12 protein-coding genes and 2 tRNA genes are annotated in these 15171 nt (G+C 58.6%); all 14 read right to left on the reverse strand.

Features of this window, described 5'->3' with window-relative positions:
* Positions 1-15 precede the first annotated feature (15 nt).
* Positions 16-720: an ABC transporter ATP-binding protein gene (locus GMO_RS06305; RefSeq protein WP_008851490.1), complete on the reverse strand. Its 705-nt coding sequence runs from the start codon at positions 718-720 to the stop codon at positions 16-18.
* A complete protein-coding gene (locus GMO_RS06310) occupies positions 713-1963 on the reverse strand; it encodes a lipoprotein-releasing ABC transporter permease subunit (protein WP_008851491.1) in 1251 nt (416 codons plus the stop codon). Before GMO_RS06310 ends, GMO_RS06305 begins: the two co-directional genes overlap by 8 nt.
* Positions 1963-3279: a proline--tRNA ligase gene (gene proS, locus GMO_RS06315; RefSeq protein WP_008851492.1), complete on the reverse strand. Its 1317-nt coding sequence runs from the start codon at positions 3277-3279 to the stop codon at positions 1963-1965. The genes GMO_RS06310 and proS overlap by 1 nt, the downstream gene beginning before the upstream one ends.
* Before the next feature lie 11 nt (positions 3280-3290).
* The gene (locus GMO_RS06320; RefSeq protein ID WP_008851493.1) at positions 3291-4949 is read right to left on the reverse strand and encodes a ribonuclease J; all 1659 of its coding nucleotides are present in this window, start codon (positions 4947-4949) and stop codon (positions 3291-3293) included.
* Positions 4950-5002: 53 nt separating this feature from the next.
* The gene (locus tag GMO_RS06325) at positions 5003-5800 is read right to left on the reverse strand and encodes a type III pantothenate kinase (protein ID WP_008851494.1); all 798 of its coding nucleotides are present in this window, start codon (positions 5798-5800) and stop codon (positions 5003-5005) included.
* Positions 5801-5815: 15 nt separating this feature from the next.
* Entirely contained in the window at positions 5816-6550 is a 735-nt protein-coding gene (locus GMO_RS06330; RefSeq protein ID WP_245528445.1) for a biotin--[acetyl-CoA-carboxylase] ligase, read from the reverse strand.
* Between the two features lie 16 nt (positions 6551-6566).
* Positions 6567-6641 (reverse strand) — tRNA-Val (locus GMO_RS06335).
* A 75-nt stretch (positions 6642-6716) separates the two neighbouring features.
* Positions 6717-7001, reverse strand: a complete 285-nt coding sequence (locus GMO_RS06340) for an HU family DNA-binding protein (RefSeq protein WP_008851496.1) — start codon at positions 6999-7001, stop codon at positions 6717-6719.
* A gap of 138 nt (positions 7002-7139) precedes the next feature.
* The gene (gene lon / locus GMO_RS06345) at positions 7140-9719 is read right to left on the reverse strand and encodes an endopeptidase La (RefSeq protein WP_040508387.1); all 2580 of its coding nucleotides are present in this window, start codon (positions 9717-9719) and stop codon (positions 7140-7142) included.
* A 159-nt stretch (positions 9720-9878) separates the two neighbouring features.
* Positions 9879-11144: an ATP-dependent Clp protease ATP-binding subunit ClpX gene (clpX, locus tag GMO_RS06350; RefSeq protein ID WP_040508389.1), complete on the reverse strand. Its 1266-nt coding sequence runs from the start codon at positions 11142-11144 to the stop codon at positions 9879-9881.
* A gap of 205 nt (positions 11145-11349) precedes the next feature.
* Positions 11350-11994 (reverse strand): ATP-dependent Clp protease proteolytic subunit, encoded by a 645-nt coding sequence (locus GMO_RS06355; RefSeq protein WP_040508391.1) that lies wholly within the window; start codon positions 11992-11994, stop codon positions 11350-11352.
* A 149-nt stretch (positions 11995-12143) separates the two neighbouring features.
* Positions 12144-13475, reverse strand: coding sequence for a trigger factor (gene tig, locus GMO_RS06360; protein ID WP_008851501.1), 1332 nt, complete (start codon positions 13473-13475; stop codon positions 12144-12146).
* Between the two features lie 57 nt (positions 13476-13532).
* Positions 13533-13617, reverse strand: a tRNA-Leu gene (locus tag GMO_RS06365).
* A gap of 69 nt (positions 13618-13686) precedes the next feature.
* Positions 13687-15156 carry a bifunctional ADP-dependent NAD(P)H-hydrate dehydratase/NAD(P)H-hydrate epimerase gene (locus GMO_RS06370; protein WP_008851502.1) on the reverse strand — a complete coding sequence of 490 codons (1470 nt, stop codon included), beginning with the start codon at positions 15154-15156 and terminating at the stop codon, positions 13687-13689.
* Between the last annotated feature and the right edge of the window lie 15 nt (positions 15157-15171).

Genomic DNA, 15171 nt, shown 5'->3' on the forward strand with positions numbered 1-15171 from the left:
CTGATGCAGCGGAATTCAGTGCTCGAATGGCACCAGTTTTCTCTCCTGCAACGTCACGGTGTGATCCATACGGGCGGCCAGTTCCTCATTATGGGTCGCAATCAGTGCTGCCACCCCTTCATCCCGGACAGCCCGCAGCAATTCATCAAACACATGATCCGCTGTTGCGATATCAAGATTGCCTGTCGGTTCGTCCGCCAGCAGTAGTTTGGGGCGGTTGGCCAGCGCACGGGCGATGGCCGTACGCTGCTGCTCGCCTCCGGAAAGCCGCCCGGGCAATGAATTCAGCCTGTGAGACAAACCGAACCGCCCTAGCAGATCTTCCGCCCTGGCTCGGGCCGCAGCCGATGAAATGCCTGCAATCAGCTGCGGCAGCATGACATTTTCGCAGGCCGTAAATTCACCCAGCAGATGATGGAACTGGTAGACGAACCCAATTTCGTCACGCCGCACGGCTGTCCGGATCGGATCGCTGAGACCGCTGACGGGCTTTTCATTAATGAAGACCGTACCTTCCGTTGGCGCTTCGAGCAGCCCTGCGAGATGCAGGAGAGTGGATTTCCCCGTCCCGCTGGGAGCAACCAGCGCCACGATCTCGCCAGAACGGAGGCTGAAATCAGCGTTCTTCAGGATTTCCAGTGTTTCTTCGCCGGACTGGAAACGACGGGTCAATTTTTCGAGGCGAAGGGCAGCTGTGGTTTTCGGTGTCACGTCATTCATGGCGCAACGCCTCGATCGGGTCGGTCCGTGCAGCCCGCCAGGATGGATAAAGCGTCGCCAGCAGGGACAGGATGAGCGACATGCCGATGACTTCCCAGACCTGAGACCAGACCAGTTTGGCCGGCAGGCGTTCGAGGAAATAGACTTCCGGATTGAACAGGTTGGTGCCTGTCAGGGACTGGAGCCACTGGCGGATACGCTCGATGTTCAGGGCGAAGGCAATACCGAGCACAGATCCTGCCACTGTTCCCATGATTCCGACGGATGCGCCGCACATCAGGAAAATCCGCATGATGGCGCCACGGCTGGCTCCCAGAGTCCGCAGGACGGCAATGTCCCGTGTCTTGTCCTTGACCATCATGATCAGGGAGGAAATAACGTTGAAGGCCGCCACGAGAATGATGAGCGTCAGAATCAGGAACATGACATTCTGCTCGACCGTAACGGCATCCAGAAAGCCATTGGCGCTCTGGGTCCAGTCCAGAACTCTCAGCCGTGGATCTTCCAGCCTGTTGGCAATCGCCTGACGCACAGGCCGGACATTGGCGGGATCAGATGTCGAGACCTGGATCTGCGAAACGGCATCCGGTCCCATCAGCAGGAATTTCTGCGCCGCCGGAAGCGGAACCAGCACGACGTTCGCGTTGTAATCGTTCCAGTTGGCATCGAAAATGGCAGCGACGTGATAGGTCTTGACCCGGGGCATGGTACCGAAAGGGGTCGCCTGCCCGTTCGGCGACAGAAGCGTGAGCGGCGAGCCAATGCTCAGTCCCGCCCGGTCCGCAAGCGTTGATCCCACTGCAACCGCATCATCCCCGGTGAAGCGGTCCACGCTCCCGGCGATGATCCCGCTGCTCAGCGCTTTCCATTCCCGGAAGGACTGCTGGGACACACCCTGCATGTCCGCTCCGGTTGAATAGCGTCCCGCTTCGACAAGAACCGTCCCTTCCGCCATGGGGATAACGGATTTTACGCCCGGCACCTGACGGATAGCTTCCACGTCGTTCTGGTAGGCTTCGATGGGACGGCCGTACCCGAACACGGTGAGATCACCGTGCAGACCGAGAATACGGCCCATGAGGTCGGATTTGAAACCGTTCATCACCGACATGACGATGATGAGAGTAGCCACCCCGAGCGCAATGCCGATCAGGGAAAAAACCGCAATGATCGAGGCGAATCTTTCACCCCGGCGGGCGCGCAGATAACGCCCCGCCACCATGCGCTCGAAGCGGCCGAACATCAGCCCTCTCCGATTTTCGCCAGAGCTTCCTCAACCGGAAGTTCGAACCGTTCCCCACTTACGCGGTGCTTAAGTTCGACCTTGCCTTCTTTCGCACCACGCGGTCCGACGATGATCTGCCAGGGATGTCCCATCAGATCCGCGTCGTTGAATTTTACCCCGGCACGCTCGGAGCGGTCATCGTATAGAAGGTTTTCCGGGTCCGTCGCATAGATGCGGTCACAGATCGCATCGCAGGTTTCATCGCCCTGACGAAGATTGAGGATAGCTGCACGATACGGCGCTACCGAGGCAGGCCAGATGATACCGGCATCGTCATGAGAGGCTTCGATGATGGCGCCGGTCAGCCGGGAAACACCAATGCCATACGATCCCATATGCGGGTTGAATGGCGCGCCATCCGGACCGCTGACCTCGATCCCCATGGACTGCGTGTATTTCGTGCCGAAGTAGAAGATATGTCCGACTTCGATGCCACGCCCCGTGCGCTTGCGCTCTTCCGGGACGCTGGCCCATTCGGCTTCATTATGTTTCTCGTCCGTAGCGGCATAATGATCCGTCACAGCGGAGAAGAACTGCGCCAGACTTTCAGAACTGTCACAGTCAACAGGACGGCCAAGCCAGTCCTGCTGTTCCAGAGCCGCGTCGAAAAAAACTTCGCTTTCACCGGTCGGTGCCAGTACGAGAAACTCGTGACTGAGATCACCGCCGATCGGACCGGTATCCGCCACCATCGGCACGGCACGAACGCCCAGTCTCTGGAAAATACGCAGATAGGACAGCATCATGCGCCGGTAGCTATCAACCGCACCGGCATAATCCGCGTCAAAGGAATAGGCATCCTTCATCAGGAATTCACGGCCACGCATCACACCGAAGCGCGGACGAACCTCGTCACGGAATTTCCACTGGATATGATAGAGCGACTTGGGAAGTTCCTTATAGGACTTCACGGACGCACCGAAAATATCCGTGATCATTTCCTCGTTGGTCGGCCCGTACAGCAGGTCCCGGCCGTGACGGTCCTGAATACGCAGCATCTCGGGCCCGTAGGCGTCGTAACGGCCGGAACGGCGCCACAGATCAGCAGACTGAAGGGTCGGCATCAGGACTTCCTGCGCGCCGATCGCGTCCTGTTCCTCTCGGATGATGCGTTCGATATTGCGCAGAACGCGCAGACCCGCCGGCAACCAGGCATAGATACCTGACGCCGTCTGACGGATCAGCCCGGCCCGCAGCATCAGCCGGTGAGACGCAATCTGCGCCTCGGCCGGGACTTCCTTCAATGTGGGCTGAAAAGCTTTACTCAGGCGCATGTTCTTCTCTCTCAGACACGCAGCAGATGGACATCGACAAGCGGACGCTTCTGAAGCTTGCGCCCAAGCGCACGACGCAGGGCCGTCTTGGCCGCATCGCGGAACTCACCGTCGTCACGACGCAGCCCATCGGGAATTTCATCAATGGCGTCTGCGAACTCTTCCTGAATCCGCACGCTCTCGGGATCATCGGCTTCCAGCAGGCCCGGGGCGCTGATCTTGGGCTCACCAATGACGTATCCTTCGTCATCCACGGCGAAGCTCGCCAGCACCATGCCATTGAAGAGCATCTTGCGCCGCGCAGCCAGAACGCCACCCGTCATGGGCAGCAGACGGCCACCGTCAAGCGCCAGACGCCCGGTAGGCGCCGTATCGACGACCTTCACTTCGCCCGGCGCGAGATTCAGAATATCTCCATCTTCCAGCAGAACCGGGTCCGCGCCGACTTCATATGCCAGAGCGGCATGAGCCGTCAGGTGGCGCCATTCCCCGTGAGTCGGCACGCTGTATTTCGGACGTACGATGCCATACAGGGTGCGGATATCCTCGCTCGTGGCATGACCCGACGTATGAACCTTCGCATCCTTGTCCGTCAGGACCGTCACGCCCCGACGTGACAGGTTGTCCTGTACTGTCGTGACCGCCTGCTCGTTTCCGGGGATGACGCGGGAACTGTAGATGACCGTATCCCCCTCACCCAGTCCGATATTGGGATGCGTATCCGCTGCGATGCGTGACAGGGCCGAACGCGGCTCCCCCTGGCTTCCCGTGATGATCATCAGCAGATTGTCATCATGGATGTCGCGGGCGTCCTGCTCGGTCAGGAAAGGCGGCAGATCAGAGAAATACCCGCATTCCCGGGCAGCGGTCTCCAGATTGCGCAGGGACCGCCCCACGATCATGACATGCCGGCCCGAAGCCTGCGCGGCCTTGGCAATGCTTTCGACGCGCGCCACGTTGCTGGCGAAGCAGGTCACCGCCACCCGTCCCTCGAGACGGGCGATCAGGTCCGTCAGGCCCTTGCGGACATCAGCTTCCGATTCCGACTTGCCAGGCTTCAGAACATTGGTGCTGTCACACACCATGGCCAGAACGCCTTCGTCCCCCAGTTCGCGAAATGCCTCCAGATCGGTCACCGGCCCGACAAGCGGATTTTCGTCAAGCTTCCAGTCACCCGTATGCACGATGATGCCGACCGGGGTCCGCAGTGCGATGGCCTGGGCTTCCGCAACGGAATGTGTGACAGGAATGAACTGGAGATCAAACGGTCCCACCTCAAAGCGCGAGGCAGGGCGGATAACGTGGATCTTCACCTGGTTGAGCAGGTGCGCTTCCTGGAGCTTTCGACGCAGCACGGCTGCGGCGAAAGGCGTTGCATAAACCGGACACCGCAGATACGGCCACAGATGCGCCACAGCCCCGAGATGATCCTCGTGAGCATGCGTAATCACCAGTCCGCACAGATCCTTCGCCCGTTCCGCAATGAAGGTCGGATCGGGCATCAGCACTTCGGCTTCAGGTGTGTCATTGCCCGAAAACCCAATACCACAGTCAATAGCCAGCCAGGTTTCTTTCCCATTGCGGGTCAGGCGGTAAAGATTGAAGTTCATTCCGATCTCGCCCGTCCCGCCCAGAGGCAGGAAGGACAGACCGTCCTTTGTTTCCGTCATCGTCGTTCCTTGTCATTCATGTCGTATGATCAGATGTATTCAATGCCGAAAGCCTACGGGCGTTCGGGGGAATGCGAAAGCAGCGGGGCAGGATTCCTGTCCGCAAGAAATCTCAGGCCATCCAGCGTCAGATCCGGCGCAAGCACGTCGAAAAGTTCCGTACCTTCGGAAAAAAGCGGCGCCAGACCACCGGTCGCTATGATTTTGGGACGGGAAGCCATTTCAGCGGAAATGCGCTTTACAAGGCCTTCGACCAACCCGACATATCCCCAGAAAAGGCCCGAGCGCATGGCAACGTTCGTGTTCCGGCCAATGGCCTCGCTGGGACGTCCAACGCTCATTCTAGGCAGACGGGCAGCCGCGCGGTGCAGTGCGTCGATCGACAGGTTGACACCCGGAGCAATCGCACCGCCGCAAAACTGTCCCTTTTCGTTCACGACATCAAACGTGGTTGCCGTCCCGAAATCCACCACGACCAGCGGGCCGCCATAAAGCTTCTGGGCCGCCAGGCCGTTGAGACGCCGATCCGCTCCGAGTTCGTCGGGATTGTCCACCAGGACATCCTCGCCCCAGTCCAGATGCGCATTGGCGATAAGCGGCTCGACTTTCAGCCACTGCCGGCAGAAACGGCGCAGTTCATAGAGGGCCGCCGGAACGACGATCCCAATAATGGCGCGGCTGATGGCGCGTGCATCCAGCCCCACACGATCAAAGAGACTGAGTAGACTGACCGCATACTCGTCTGCTGTGCGGACGTCGCTGGTCGAAAGCCGCCATTGGCCTACCCACGCATGTCCATCATGGACTGCGAACACGACGTTGGTGTTGCCAGCATCAATGACGAGAAGCACGTTCGATCCGGTCCTTCAACCCAGCAGAATATCGCCGGTAATAACCGGTATGGTTGTCCCTTCGGGCAGCGTCAGGAGCAGACATCCCTGCTCATCCAGCCCGGAAAATGATCCTGTAATATAAGTTTCACATCTCTGAACTGCAAGCCGGCTTCCCGGTGGATGTGCCCGGGCCAGCCATTCCGTGCGGATTGAAGCGAAGCCCTGCCCGTCCCAGAGCGCCATCCAGCGTTCCATCTGTTGCGCAAGTTCATGGCATACTGCCTGTGGATCAGGAGCGGCAACCCACTCCGAAAGCGCCGCCAGCTTACGCCCAGGCACATCAGGGGCCTTGCGCAGATTGGCTCCGACGCCGATCACGACCCAGCGCCCGTCCGCGGGGCCGCCGGTCTCGATCAGGATACCGGCCATCTTGCGACCATCCAGCAGAAGGTCGTTGGGCCATTTCAGCAGAAGGGGAGCGGTAACGCCGACACGTTCACAGAAAGACCGGATGCTCTCATACAGGGCCAAAGCCGCAATAAAAGGGAGAGCCCTGATAAAGGCGTCTGGATCATGGGGGTGCAGCAGAAAGGAAACCGCCAGATTCCCGCCCGGATCTACCCAATGCCGCCCGCGCGTGCCCCGACCGGAGGTCTGGGATAATGCCTGGACGACCAGGCCTGCGTCTTCCCCTGCTTCGGCTTTTTCCTTGCAGAGATCAGAGGTGGAACCTAACGACTCATGGCATTCAAAACGCCAGGATATCATGGAAATATCTGAAGAATGGTGGGCGATGACGGGATTGAACCGCCGACCCTCTCGGTGTAAACGAGACGCTCTACCGCTGAGCTAATCGCCCTCAGAAAATCGTGGATGTGTATATACACGGATCTGAACAGCCGTAAAGCCATCCAGATCCGAAAAGTGAGCGTTTTCAGCTCACTGCGTCCTTCAGACCCTTACCAGGCTTGAAACGGACCGAGGTGGATGCCGGAATGTCGATCTCTTCACCGGTACGCGGGTTGCGGCCCTTTGCGGCCTTGCGCGTTGCGGTCACGAAGCTGCCGAAGCCAACGAGACGGACTTCCTGCTTCTTGGCAAGCGTCTTTTCGATCGTGCTGAACACCGCATCGACAACTTCGCTGGCCTTTGCCTTCGGAAGATCGGCGGCGTCAGCAACGGCGGCGATCAGTTCCTGCTTGTTGAGGGGCTTCTCCATGATGTGCCTTTCTGGTGTTGGTGCGTCCGGACAGGCCTCCGAAGAGTCTCCTGATCCGGACGCCTGTTCGATCTGAGGCCGCACTATGAAGCGGTTTTTCGCCGCGTCAACTCCAAGAATCGCCTCTGAGCGAAAGCATCAGTGCGGAAGTGCTCTCGAAGCCGCATTCTGTCCTGCAATTCCACCGATCGGATCTACGGTTTCATCCCATTCGATCGGCTCGGGAGCACGCGTCAGAGCGATTTTCAGCACCTCATCCACGTGACTGACCGGAATGATCTTGAGGGCATGACGGACGTTGTCGGGAACCTCGACCAGATCCTTCTCATTGTCCTGCGGGATCAGAACGGTCTTGATACCGGCACGAACCGCAGCAAGGAGCTTTTCCTTCAGCCCCCCGATCTCCAGAACACGCCCACGCAAGGTAATCTCACCCGTCATGGCCACGTCCCGCCTGATGGGGATCTGGGTCATGACACTGACGATGGACGTTGCCAGGGCAATACCGGCGGAAGGACCATCCTTTGGCGTCGCACCCTCAGGGAGATGGATGTGAATGTCCCGCTTCTCGAACAGTGGCGGCCGGATACCATACTCCTGAGCCCGGGAACGGACATAGGATAGGGCAGCCGAGACACTCTCCTGCATCACTTCACCAAGCTTGCCGGTCTGCTTGACCTGCCCCTTGCCCGGCACCATGACGCTTTCGATGGTCAGGATCTCACCCCCGACCTGCGTCCAGGCCAGACCGGTCACCACACCGACCATATCCTCCTTCTCGGTTTCACCGTGACGAAAGCGCCGGACCCCTGCATATTTCTCAAGGTTCTTCGGCGTGATCTCGACATGGTCGACACCCGTCGTGATGATTTCCTTCACGGCCTTGCGGGCCAGCTTGGCAATCTCACGCTCCAGATTACGGACACCTGCCTCACGTGTGTAAGACTGGATCAGGGCCCGGATGGTAGCGTCCGACACAGACCATTCTTCAGGCTTGAGGTTATGCGCCTCTGCCTGTTTGGCCAGAAGATGACGACGGGCAATCTGAACCTTCTCGTCTTCCGTGTAACCCGAGAGATTGATGATCTCCATCCGGTCCAGCAGCGGCTGAGGCATGTTCAGACTGTTGGCCGTCGTCACGAACATGACGTCCGATAGGTCGTAATCCACCTCGAGGTAGTGATCCGCGAAAGTCGCGTTCTGTTCCGGATCCAGCACCTCAAGCAGTGCTGATGAGGGATCTCCACGCCAGTCCGCACCCAGCTTGTCAATTTCATCAAGCAGGAAGAGTGGATTGGAGGTCTTGGCCTTCTTCATTCCCTGGATGATCTTGCCCGGCATGGATCCGATATAGGTCCGCCGGTGTCCCCGGATTTCCGATTCGTCACGGACACCACCAAGAGACATGCGCACGTAGTTCCGTCCGGTCGCTTTCGCGATGGAACGTGCAAGGGATGTCTTGCCCACACCTGGAGGCCCAACCAGACACAGGATAGGGCCCTTGAGTTTCTGGGAGCGGGTCTGGACAGCCAGATATTCGAGGATACGTTCCTTGACCTTTTCTAGCCCGTAATGCTGTGCCTCCAGCACCTCTTCCGCATGGGAGAATTCACGAGTGATCTTGGAACGCTTCTTCCACGGAATACCCAGAAGCCAGTCCAGATAGTTCCGAACCACTGTACTTTCCGCGGACATGGGGCTCATGCCGCGCAGTTTTTTCAGCTCCGCATGTGCCTTTTCCTTGGCTTCCTTGCTCAGCCGCGTTTTGTTAATCTTCTCCTCAAGCTCGGCCATTTCGTCACGACCGTCTTCGCCCTCGCCCAGTTCTTTCTGAATCGCCTTGAGCTGTTCGTTCAGATAGTACTCGCGCTGGGTTTTCTCCATCTGCCGCTTGACGCGGTTCCGGATCCGCTTTTCGACCTGGAGAACACCGATTTCCGTCTCGATATGGGCAAAAACCTGCTCGAGGCGACGGGCGGCGGATGGCGTTTCAAGAATTTCCTGTTTTTCGGAAATCTTGAGGTTCAGATGGCTGGCAATCGTATCCGCAAGCTTGGACACGTTTTCGATCTGGTTGATCGAAACCATCACTTCCGGCGGGATCTTCTTGTTAAGCTTGATGTACTGCTCGAACTGGGAAATCGTGGAACGGCTCAGCGCCTCGATTTCACTTCCCGGCGCCGCTTCCGGAGCCTCGTCAGGAACATCCTCGATTTCTGCTTCGAAATGTCCATCCACGTCAAACAGGCGCGTAATATGGACACGCCGTGTTCCTTCCACCAGAACCTTGACCGTTCCATCCGGAAGTTTCAGAAGCTGCAGGATCGTGGAAACGGTCCCGTAACGATAGATATCGTCTGCAGAAGGATCGTCCTGCGAGACATCTTTCTGGGCAACCAGCAGAATCTGCTTGTTTTCGCGCGTGACGGTTTCGAGAGCCTTGACGGATTTCTCACGCCCCACGAAAAGGGGCACGATCATATGCGGGAAAACAACAATATTCCGCAGCGGCAGTACAGCCATGACATGGCCATGATGCTGCACCGGATACTCTTCCGTCACAGCCTCCACACGCGGTTCATCTGGCTGGGTCGCATTCTTGCGGGAAGCACGCGGCTTGCGCGCGCTCTTCTTTTCGGGCTTTTCCACTGAAGTGGATGTAGTTTCTTCGACCTTCTTGGTCCGACGCCGCGTTTTGGGCTTGGTGTCGTCAGTCATTCAATTGATCTCCAAAGGGACGATCTCAGAGCCTCCGCCTGCCTGGCAGCGCGAACACCCTGATCTCTTCATGCAGACAGGCATGAATTCAGACAGTACCAGTCAGATATGTCGGAAGGGAAAGGGATTTACGCAAGCCCTTCCCCTTCACGCAAATCCTCAGGCCGACTGCTCGGCCGGTTCGCTCTTGCCTTTTCCATAGACATAGACCGGCTTGGCCTTGTTTTCCGCCACGTCCTTGTTGATGACGACTTCCTCGACCCCTTCTAGGCCAGGCAGATCGAACATGGTGTCAAGCAGAATGCTTTCCATGATCGAACGGAGACCACGAGCCCCCGTTTTTCGTTCAATGGCGCGTTTGGCGATTGCAACGAGCGCATCTTCCGTAAAGGTCAGCTTGACGCCTTCCATTTCAAAGAGGCGGGCATACTGCTTGACGAGAGCATTCTTCGGCTTGCTCAGAATCTGGATCAGCGCAGCTTCATCCAGATCATTCAGCGCCGCGATGACCGGCAGACGACCAATGAATTCCGGGATCAGGCCGAATTTGAGAAGATCTTCCGGCTCCACGCTCTGAAGAATGGCACCAAGACGGCGCTCTTCATCCGAACGTACATCTGCACCGAATCCAATGCCGGACCCTTTTCCTCGCGCCACAATGATCTTGTCCAGACCAGAGAATGCGCCACCGCAGATGAACAGCATGTTGGTCGTATCAACCTGCAGGAATTCCTGCTGGGGATGCTTGCGACCACCCTGCGGCGGAACGGAGGCAACCGTTCCTTCCATCAGCTTGAGCAGCGCCTGCTGGACACCCTCGCCCGAAACATCACGCGTGATGGACGGATTATCGGACTTGCGGGAAATCTTGTCGATTTCATCGATATAGACGATGCCGCGCTGCGCACGATCCACATTGTAGTCGGCAGCCTGAAGAAGTTTCAGGATGATGTTCTCGACATCCTCACCCACATACCCGGCTTCCGTCAGCGTGGTCGCATCAGCCATGGTGAAGGGCACATCAAGAATGCGGGCCAGCGTCTGGGCTAACAGCGTCTTGCCGGAACCCGTAGGGCCAATCAGCAGGATATTGGATTTTGCAATCTCGATATCATTGCTTTTGCCAGCGTGGGACAGGCGCTTGTAGTGATTGTGCACAGCCACGGATAGGGCCCGTTTGGCCTCGAACTGCCCGATGACGTAATCATCAAGAACCTTGCAGATTTCCTTGGGCGTAGGCACGCCGTCACGGGACTTCACAAGATGGGTCTTGTGTTCCTCGCGGATGATATCCATGCACAGTTCGACGCATTCATCACAGATGAAGACTGTCGGACCGGCAATCAGCTTGCGGACTTCGTGCTGGGATTTCCCACAGAACGAGCAATACAGGGTGTTTTTGGAATCGCCAGATTTGTTGCTCATCACTGTTCCTCTTTCCCTCACGCACGCGCAGACCGCATCAAGCAGCAGACATGCGAAAGAACTTGAACTTTAGGCCGAGGTCAGAGCCTTCGGCAAGTCCGGAGCGCACCGCTCCAAGACGTGGAAAGCGGCATATCGGTATGCCGCTTTCCCATTCCAAGGGGAAAAGCCAAAGCCTTCCCCTTCTCTATCAGTCAGTCCGGACTCAGGACTGGGATTCTGAAACCTGCGGATGACGGCGGACAACCTCATCAATCAACCCGAATTCCTTCGCTTCTTCAGCGGAGAGATAGCTGTCGCGTTCGAGCTTCCGCTCGATCTGTTCCAGCGTCTGCCCCGTATGCTCACGATAGATCTCGTTCAGGCGCTGACGGATAATCAGGATTTCCCGAGCCTGGATTTCGATATCCGAGGCCTGCCCCTGCGCACCGCCCGATGGCTGGTGAACCATGACGCGCGCATTCGGAAGCGCGTAACGATGATTCTTTTCACCGCCTGCCAGCAGCAGGGAGCCCATCGACGCCGCCTGCCCGATGCAGACCGTGCTGACGGGGCAGCGAATGTACTGCATCGTGTCATAGATCGCGAGCCCGGCAGAAACGACACCGCCCGGACTGTTGATATAGAAGGAGATTTCCTTGGTGGGATTGACGCTCTCAAGATAGAGAAGCTGCGCACAGATCAGGGACGAGACCTGATCATATACGGGTCCGGTCAGGAAAATGATGCGCTCCTGAAGGAGGCGGGAATAGATGTCGAAAGCGCGCTCTCCGCGGGAGGTCTGTTCGACCACCATCGGAACCAGAGAGTTGCTGAACACCTCGAGGGGATCACGATCCCTAATGGCCATGCTGTCTGTTCCTCAATACCCTTTGGGACGGACCCGGCGGGCTGTACTTCAGCTCCCTAACATGGACCCGGCATGGCGTTCCGTCAAAGGGAGCAGACAGGAAAAAACGGACACCCCGAGGAGTGTCCGTTCTTGCCCGGCCTGTAAGATCAGAGTTCGGCCGGGGGAATTTCTGCCAGCTCTTCCGGCGTCACTTCCTTGTCGGTGACGTCAGCCAGCTCGATCAGGTAGTCAACGACCTTGTTTTCCAGGATCGGGCCACGGAGCCCTTCAACGGCCTGCGGGTTCTTGGAGAAGAACTCGAAAACCATCTTTTCCTGGCCCGGATAACGCTGCGCTTCCTGCTGCATTGCACCAATCAGCTCTTCACGGGAAACCTGGATGTCCTGCTTGCGGCCGATCTCGGCCAGCAGCAGACCTAGCTTCACGCGACGTTCGGCAATGCGACGGTAATCCGCACGCAGCGTCTCATCGTCCTTGCCTGCGTCTTCCTCATCGAGACGGCCAGCCTTGCGGTCTTCCTCGACACGCGCCCAGATCTGGTTGAACTCGGCGTCCACCATGTTCTGCGGTGCTTCGAAATCCGTCTTCTCGGCCAGGGCGTCCAGCAGGTCGCGCTTGATGCGCAGACGCGAAAGCTGCTTGTACTCGCCTTCGGCCTGATCACTGATGATCTTGCGGATCTGCTCGAGATTCTCAAAACCGATGGTCTTGGCCAGCTCGTCGTCAATCGCCGGATCAACAGGCTTCTTCAGCGCCTTGGCCTTGACATCGAACGTCACGGCCTTGCCGGCGAGTTCCTCGGCCTGATAGTCCTCAGGGAACGTCACGTTGATCGTGCGCTCCTCACCCGGCTTCATGCCTTCCATCTGCTCGGCAAAACCCGGGATGAAACCTTCGCCGCCGATCTCGACGTTGACGTCATCAGCCGTTCCGCCATCGAAAGGCGTGCCATCGAGCTTGCCAACAAAATCAACGGTCAGCACGTCGCCCTTGGCGGCCGGACGGTCTTCCTCGATCGTCTCGAACTTGCGGCTGCGCTTGGCGACATCGTTGAGAGCCTTCTCAACCGTTTCTTCGCTCACCTTGGCGTTCAGGCGCGTCAGCTTCAGCCCGGACAGATCCGGAATTTCGATTTCCGGCAGGATTTCCGTCTCGAGCTTGAATTCGAGATCCTTGCCCTCTTCGCCAGCGGAAACAATGTCCACCTTCGGCTGCATGGCCGGACGGATGTTCTGCTCCTGCAGGAGCTTGCCGGTCGCGTCATTGACGAATTCCTCAAGCAGTTCCGCGTTCACGGATGCGCCATAGCGCTGCTTGACGAGGGACGCCGGCACCTTGCCCGGACGGAAACCCGGCAGCTTGATCGTCTTGGCGACTTCAGCGAGTCGGGCATCGCGACGGGCCTGCAGGTCGGCAGAAGGGACGACGACTGTGAAGGCGCGCTTAAGTCCTTCGTTGAGCGTGGGCGTAACCTGCATGTGCCAGGCGATCCTCTCGGTCGGTAAGTTATAAATCTCTGTCTCAGGAAACCGGGCTGGTGCGGGCGGAGGGACTTGAACCCCCACGGCTTGCGCCACCAGAACCTAAATCTGGCGTGTCTACCAATTTCACCACGCCCGCAAATGCCTGGCTTCCGGGTTCGTATGACCGAACCATGGAAGCGCGGCCTTTAGCGCATGATACGCGACTTCACAACAGGGAGCCGGTCGGGTTTTTACGTTCCGCCTCCTGAGCCAGCCTCGCGGCTTTCTCTCGGGCAAGCCCCAGCGGTGCGTCCAGATCTTCCGCAACAGGCCATCCTCCATAGGCTTTTCCGGCTTCGATTCCGGCCTCCCCATGAAGCCAGACGCCTGCACAGCACGCTTCCCAGACATCCATTTTTGCCGCCAGCAGCGCCGCGATCACGCCGGTCAGCGTATCACCCGACCCCGCTGTCGCCAGCGCGGAAGATGCGTGCCGGTTGATGGCAATCCGGCCGTCCGGCGCAGCAATGACCGTATCCGGTCCTTTCATGACCACGACCGCATTGATGCGCCGCGCCGCATCGAGAGCCGCATCCAGTTTACTCCCGTTGACCGGCCCGAACAGTTTGCGGAACTCCCCGATATGCGGCGTTACAGCGGCAACCCCTTTCAGGCGGGTCAGATCCTCCGCTCCCCAGGCCAGGGCGCCCGCATCGGCCAGCACGGTCCGTTCCGCCGACAGGAGCTGAGGCATGACTGCCGCAACTTCATCCGGAGTTAGACCGGGACCACAGATCCAGACCTGCCGCCTCCTGTCTTCCAGAAGATCGGACAGAGGCGCGTCGTCGATGATCAGGCCCGGATCTCCGAGTCGGTAGGCTGGAGCTCCCTTCCCGGCCGCAATCCGGACAAGCCCCGCGCCCGTACGCCGTGCTCCCCGGGCGGAGAGCCGTGTTGCGCCCGGCATTTCCTCCCCGGCACAGAGACTGACAACGCCGCGCCGATACTTGTAATCTCCGTCAGACGATACCGGAATCCGCCACAGCCCCGGCTGGTTCAACTGAATGGACGGCTGAATTCCGTCCCACGCCTGTACAGGCATTCCGATATCCGCACAGACCACCTCGCCGCACAGTTCCGCCCCGGGGCCCAGCAGATGACCCGGCCGAGGACGCACAAAAGTCACCGTCATGAGGCACTGGGGAGCATAACCAAGAATTTCTCCCGACGCGCCAGAGACGCCGCTTGGCATATCTATTGCCACGACATGTTCCGCAGCCTGAAGAACGGCCCAGACCTCATCGCTCACCGGACGTTTCAGGCCGGAACCGAAAACCGCGTCGACAACGAGGTCCGCCTCCGCAAGGCGATCCGCCACGAACGGAACAACGGGACCAGTCCAGAGACTGGCAGCCTCATATGCGGGCGTTCCCTCCTTCGGGGATGCCATGGCCGCAACAACGACCGACCAGCCCCACTGCGCCAGATGACGGGCAGCCACATAGCCGTCACCACCATTGTTTCCTGGTCCGCATGCCACGACGACCCGGCAGGGATCGAAACGGCTGCGAATACTGCGGGCCACGGCCCATCCGGCATTTTCCATCAGGCGGCTGACCGGCGTCATGGAAGAGGCCGCATGGTCCATGGCAGCACTTTCGGCAGGTGTCAGAAGGGCAAAGGGAAATGGAGGCATGGGTATATTTTTCCT

It is taken from the genome of Gluconobacter morbifer G707 (assembly GCF_000234355.1).
Taxonomy (GTDB): domain Bacteria; phylum Pseudomonadota; class Alphaproteobacteria; order Acetobacterales; family Acetobacteraceae; genus Gluconobacter; species Gluconobacter morbifer.

Excerpts from the sequence above, each read along its gene's own strand:
- GMO_RS06305 (WP_008851490.1), bottom strand. The coding sequence starts at position 720 with ATGAATGACGTGACACCGAAAACCACAGCTGCCCTTCGCCTCGAAAAA.
- GMO_RS06310 (WP_008851491.1), bottom strand. The coding sequence starts at position 1,963 with ATGTTCGGCCGCTTCGAGCGCATGGTGGCGGGGCGTTATCTGCGCGCC.
- proS (WP_008851492.1), bottom strand. The coding sequence starts at position 3,279 with ATGCGCCTGAGTAAAGCTTTTCAGCCCACATTGAAGGAAGTCCCGGCC.
- GMO_RS06320 (WP_008851493.1), bottom strand. The coding sequence starts at position 4,949 with ATGACGGAAACAAAGGACGGTCTGTCCTTCCTGCCTCTGGGCGGGACG.
- GMO_RS06330 (WP_245528445.1), bottom strand. The coding sequence starts at position 6,550 with ATGATATCCTGGCGTTTTGAATGCCATGAGTCGTTAGGTTCCACCTCT.
- GMO_RS06340 (WP_008851496.1), bottom strand. The coding sequence starts at position 7,001 with ATGGAGAAGCCCCTCAACAAGCAGGAACTGATCGCCGCCGTTGCTGAC.
- lon (WP_040508387.1), bottom strand. The coding sequence starts at position 9,719 with ATGACTGACGACACCAAGCCCAAAACGCGGCGTCGGACCAAGAAGGTC.
- clpX (WP_040508389.1), bottom strand. The coding sequence starts at position 11,144 with ATGAGCAACAAATCTGGCGATTCCAAAAACACCCTGTATTGCTCGTTC.
- GMO_RS06355 (WP_040508391.1), bottom strand. The coding sequence starts at position 11,994 with ATGGCCATTAGGGATCGTGATCCCCTCGAGGTGTTCAGCAACTCTCTG.
- tig (WP_008851501.1), bottom strand. The coding sequence starts at position 13,475 with ATGCAGGTTACGCCCACGCTCAACGAAGGACTTAAGCGCGCCTTCACA.
- GMO_RS06370 (WP_008851502.1), bottom strand. The coding sequence starts at position 15,156 with ATGCCTCCATTTCCCTTTGCCCTTCTGACACCTGCCGAAAGTGCTGCC.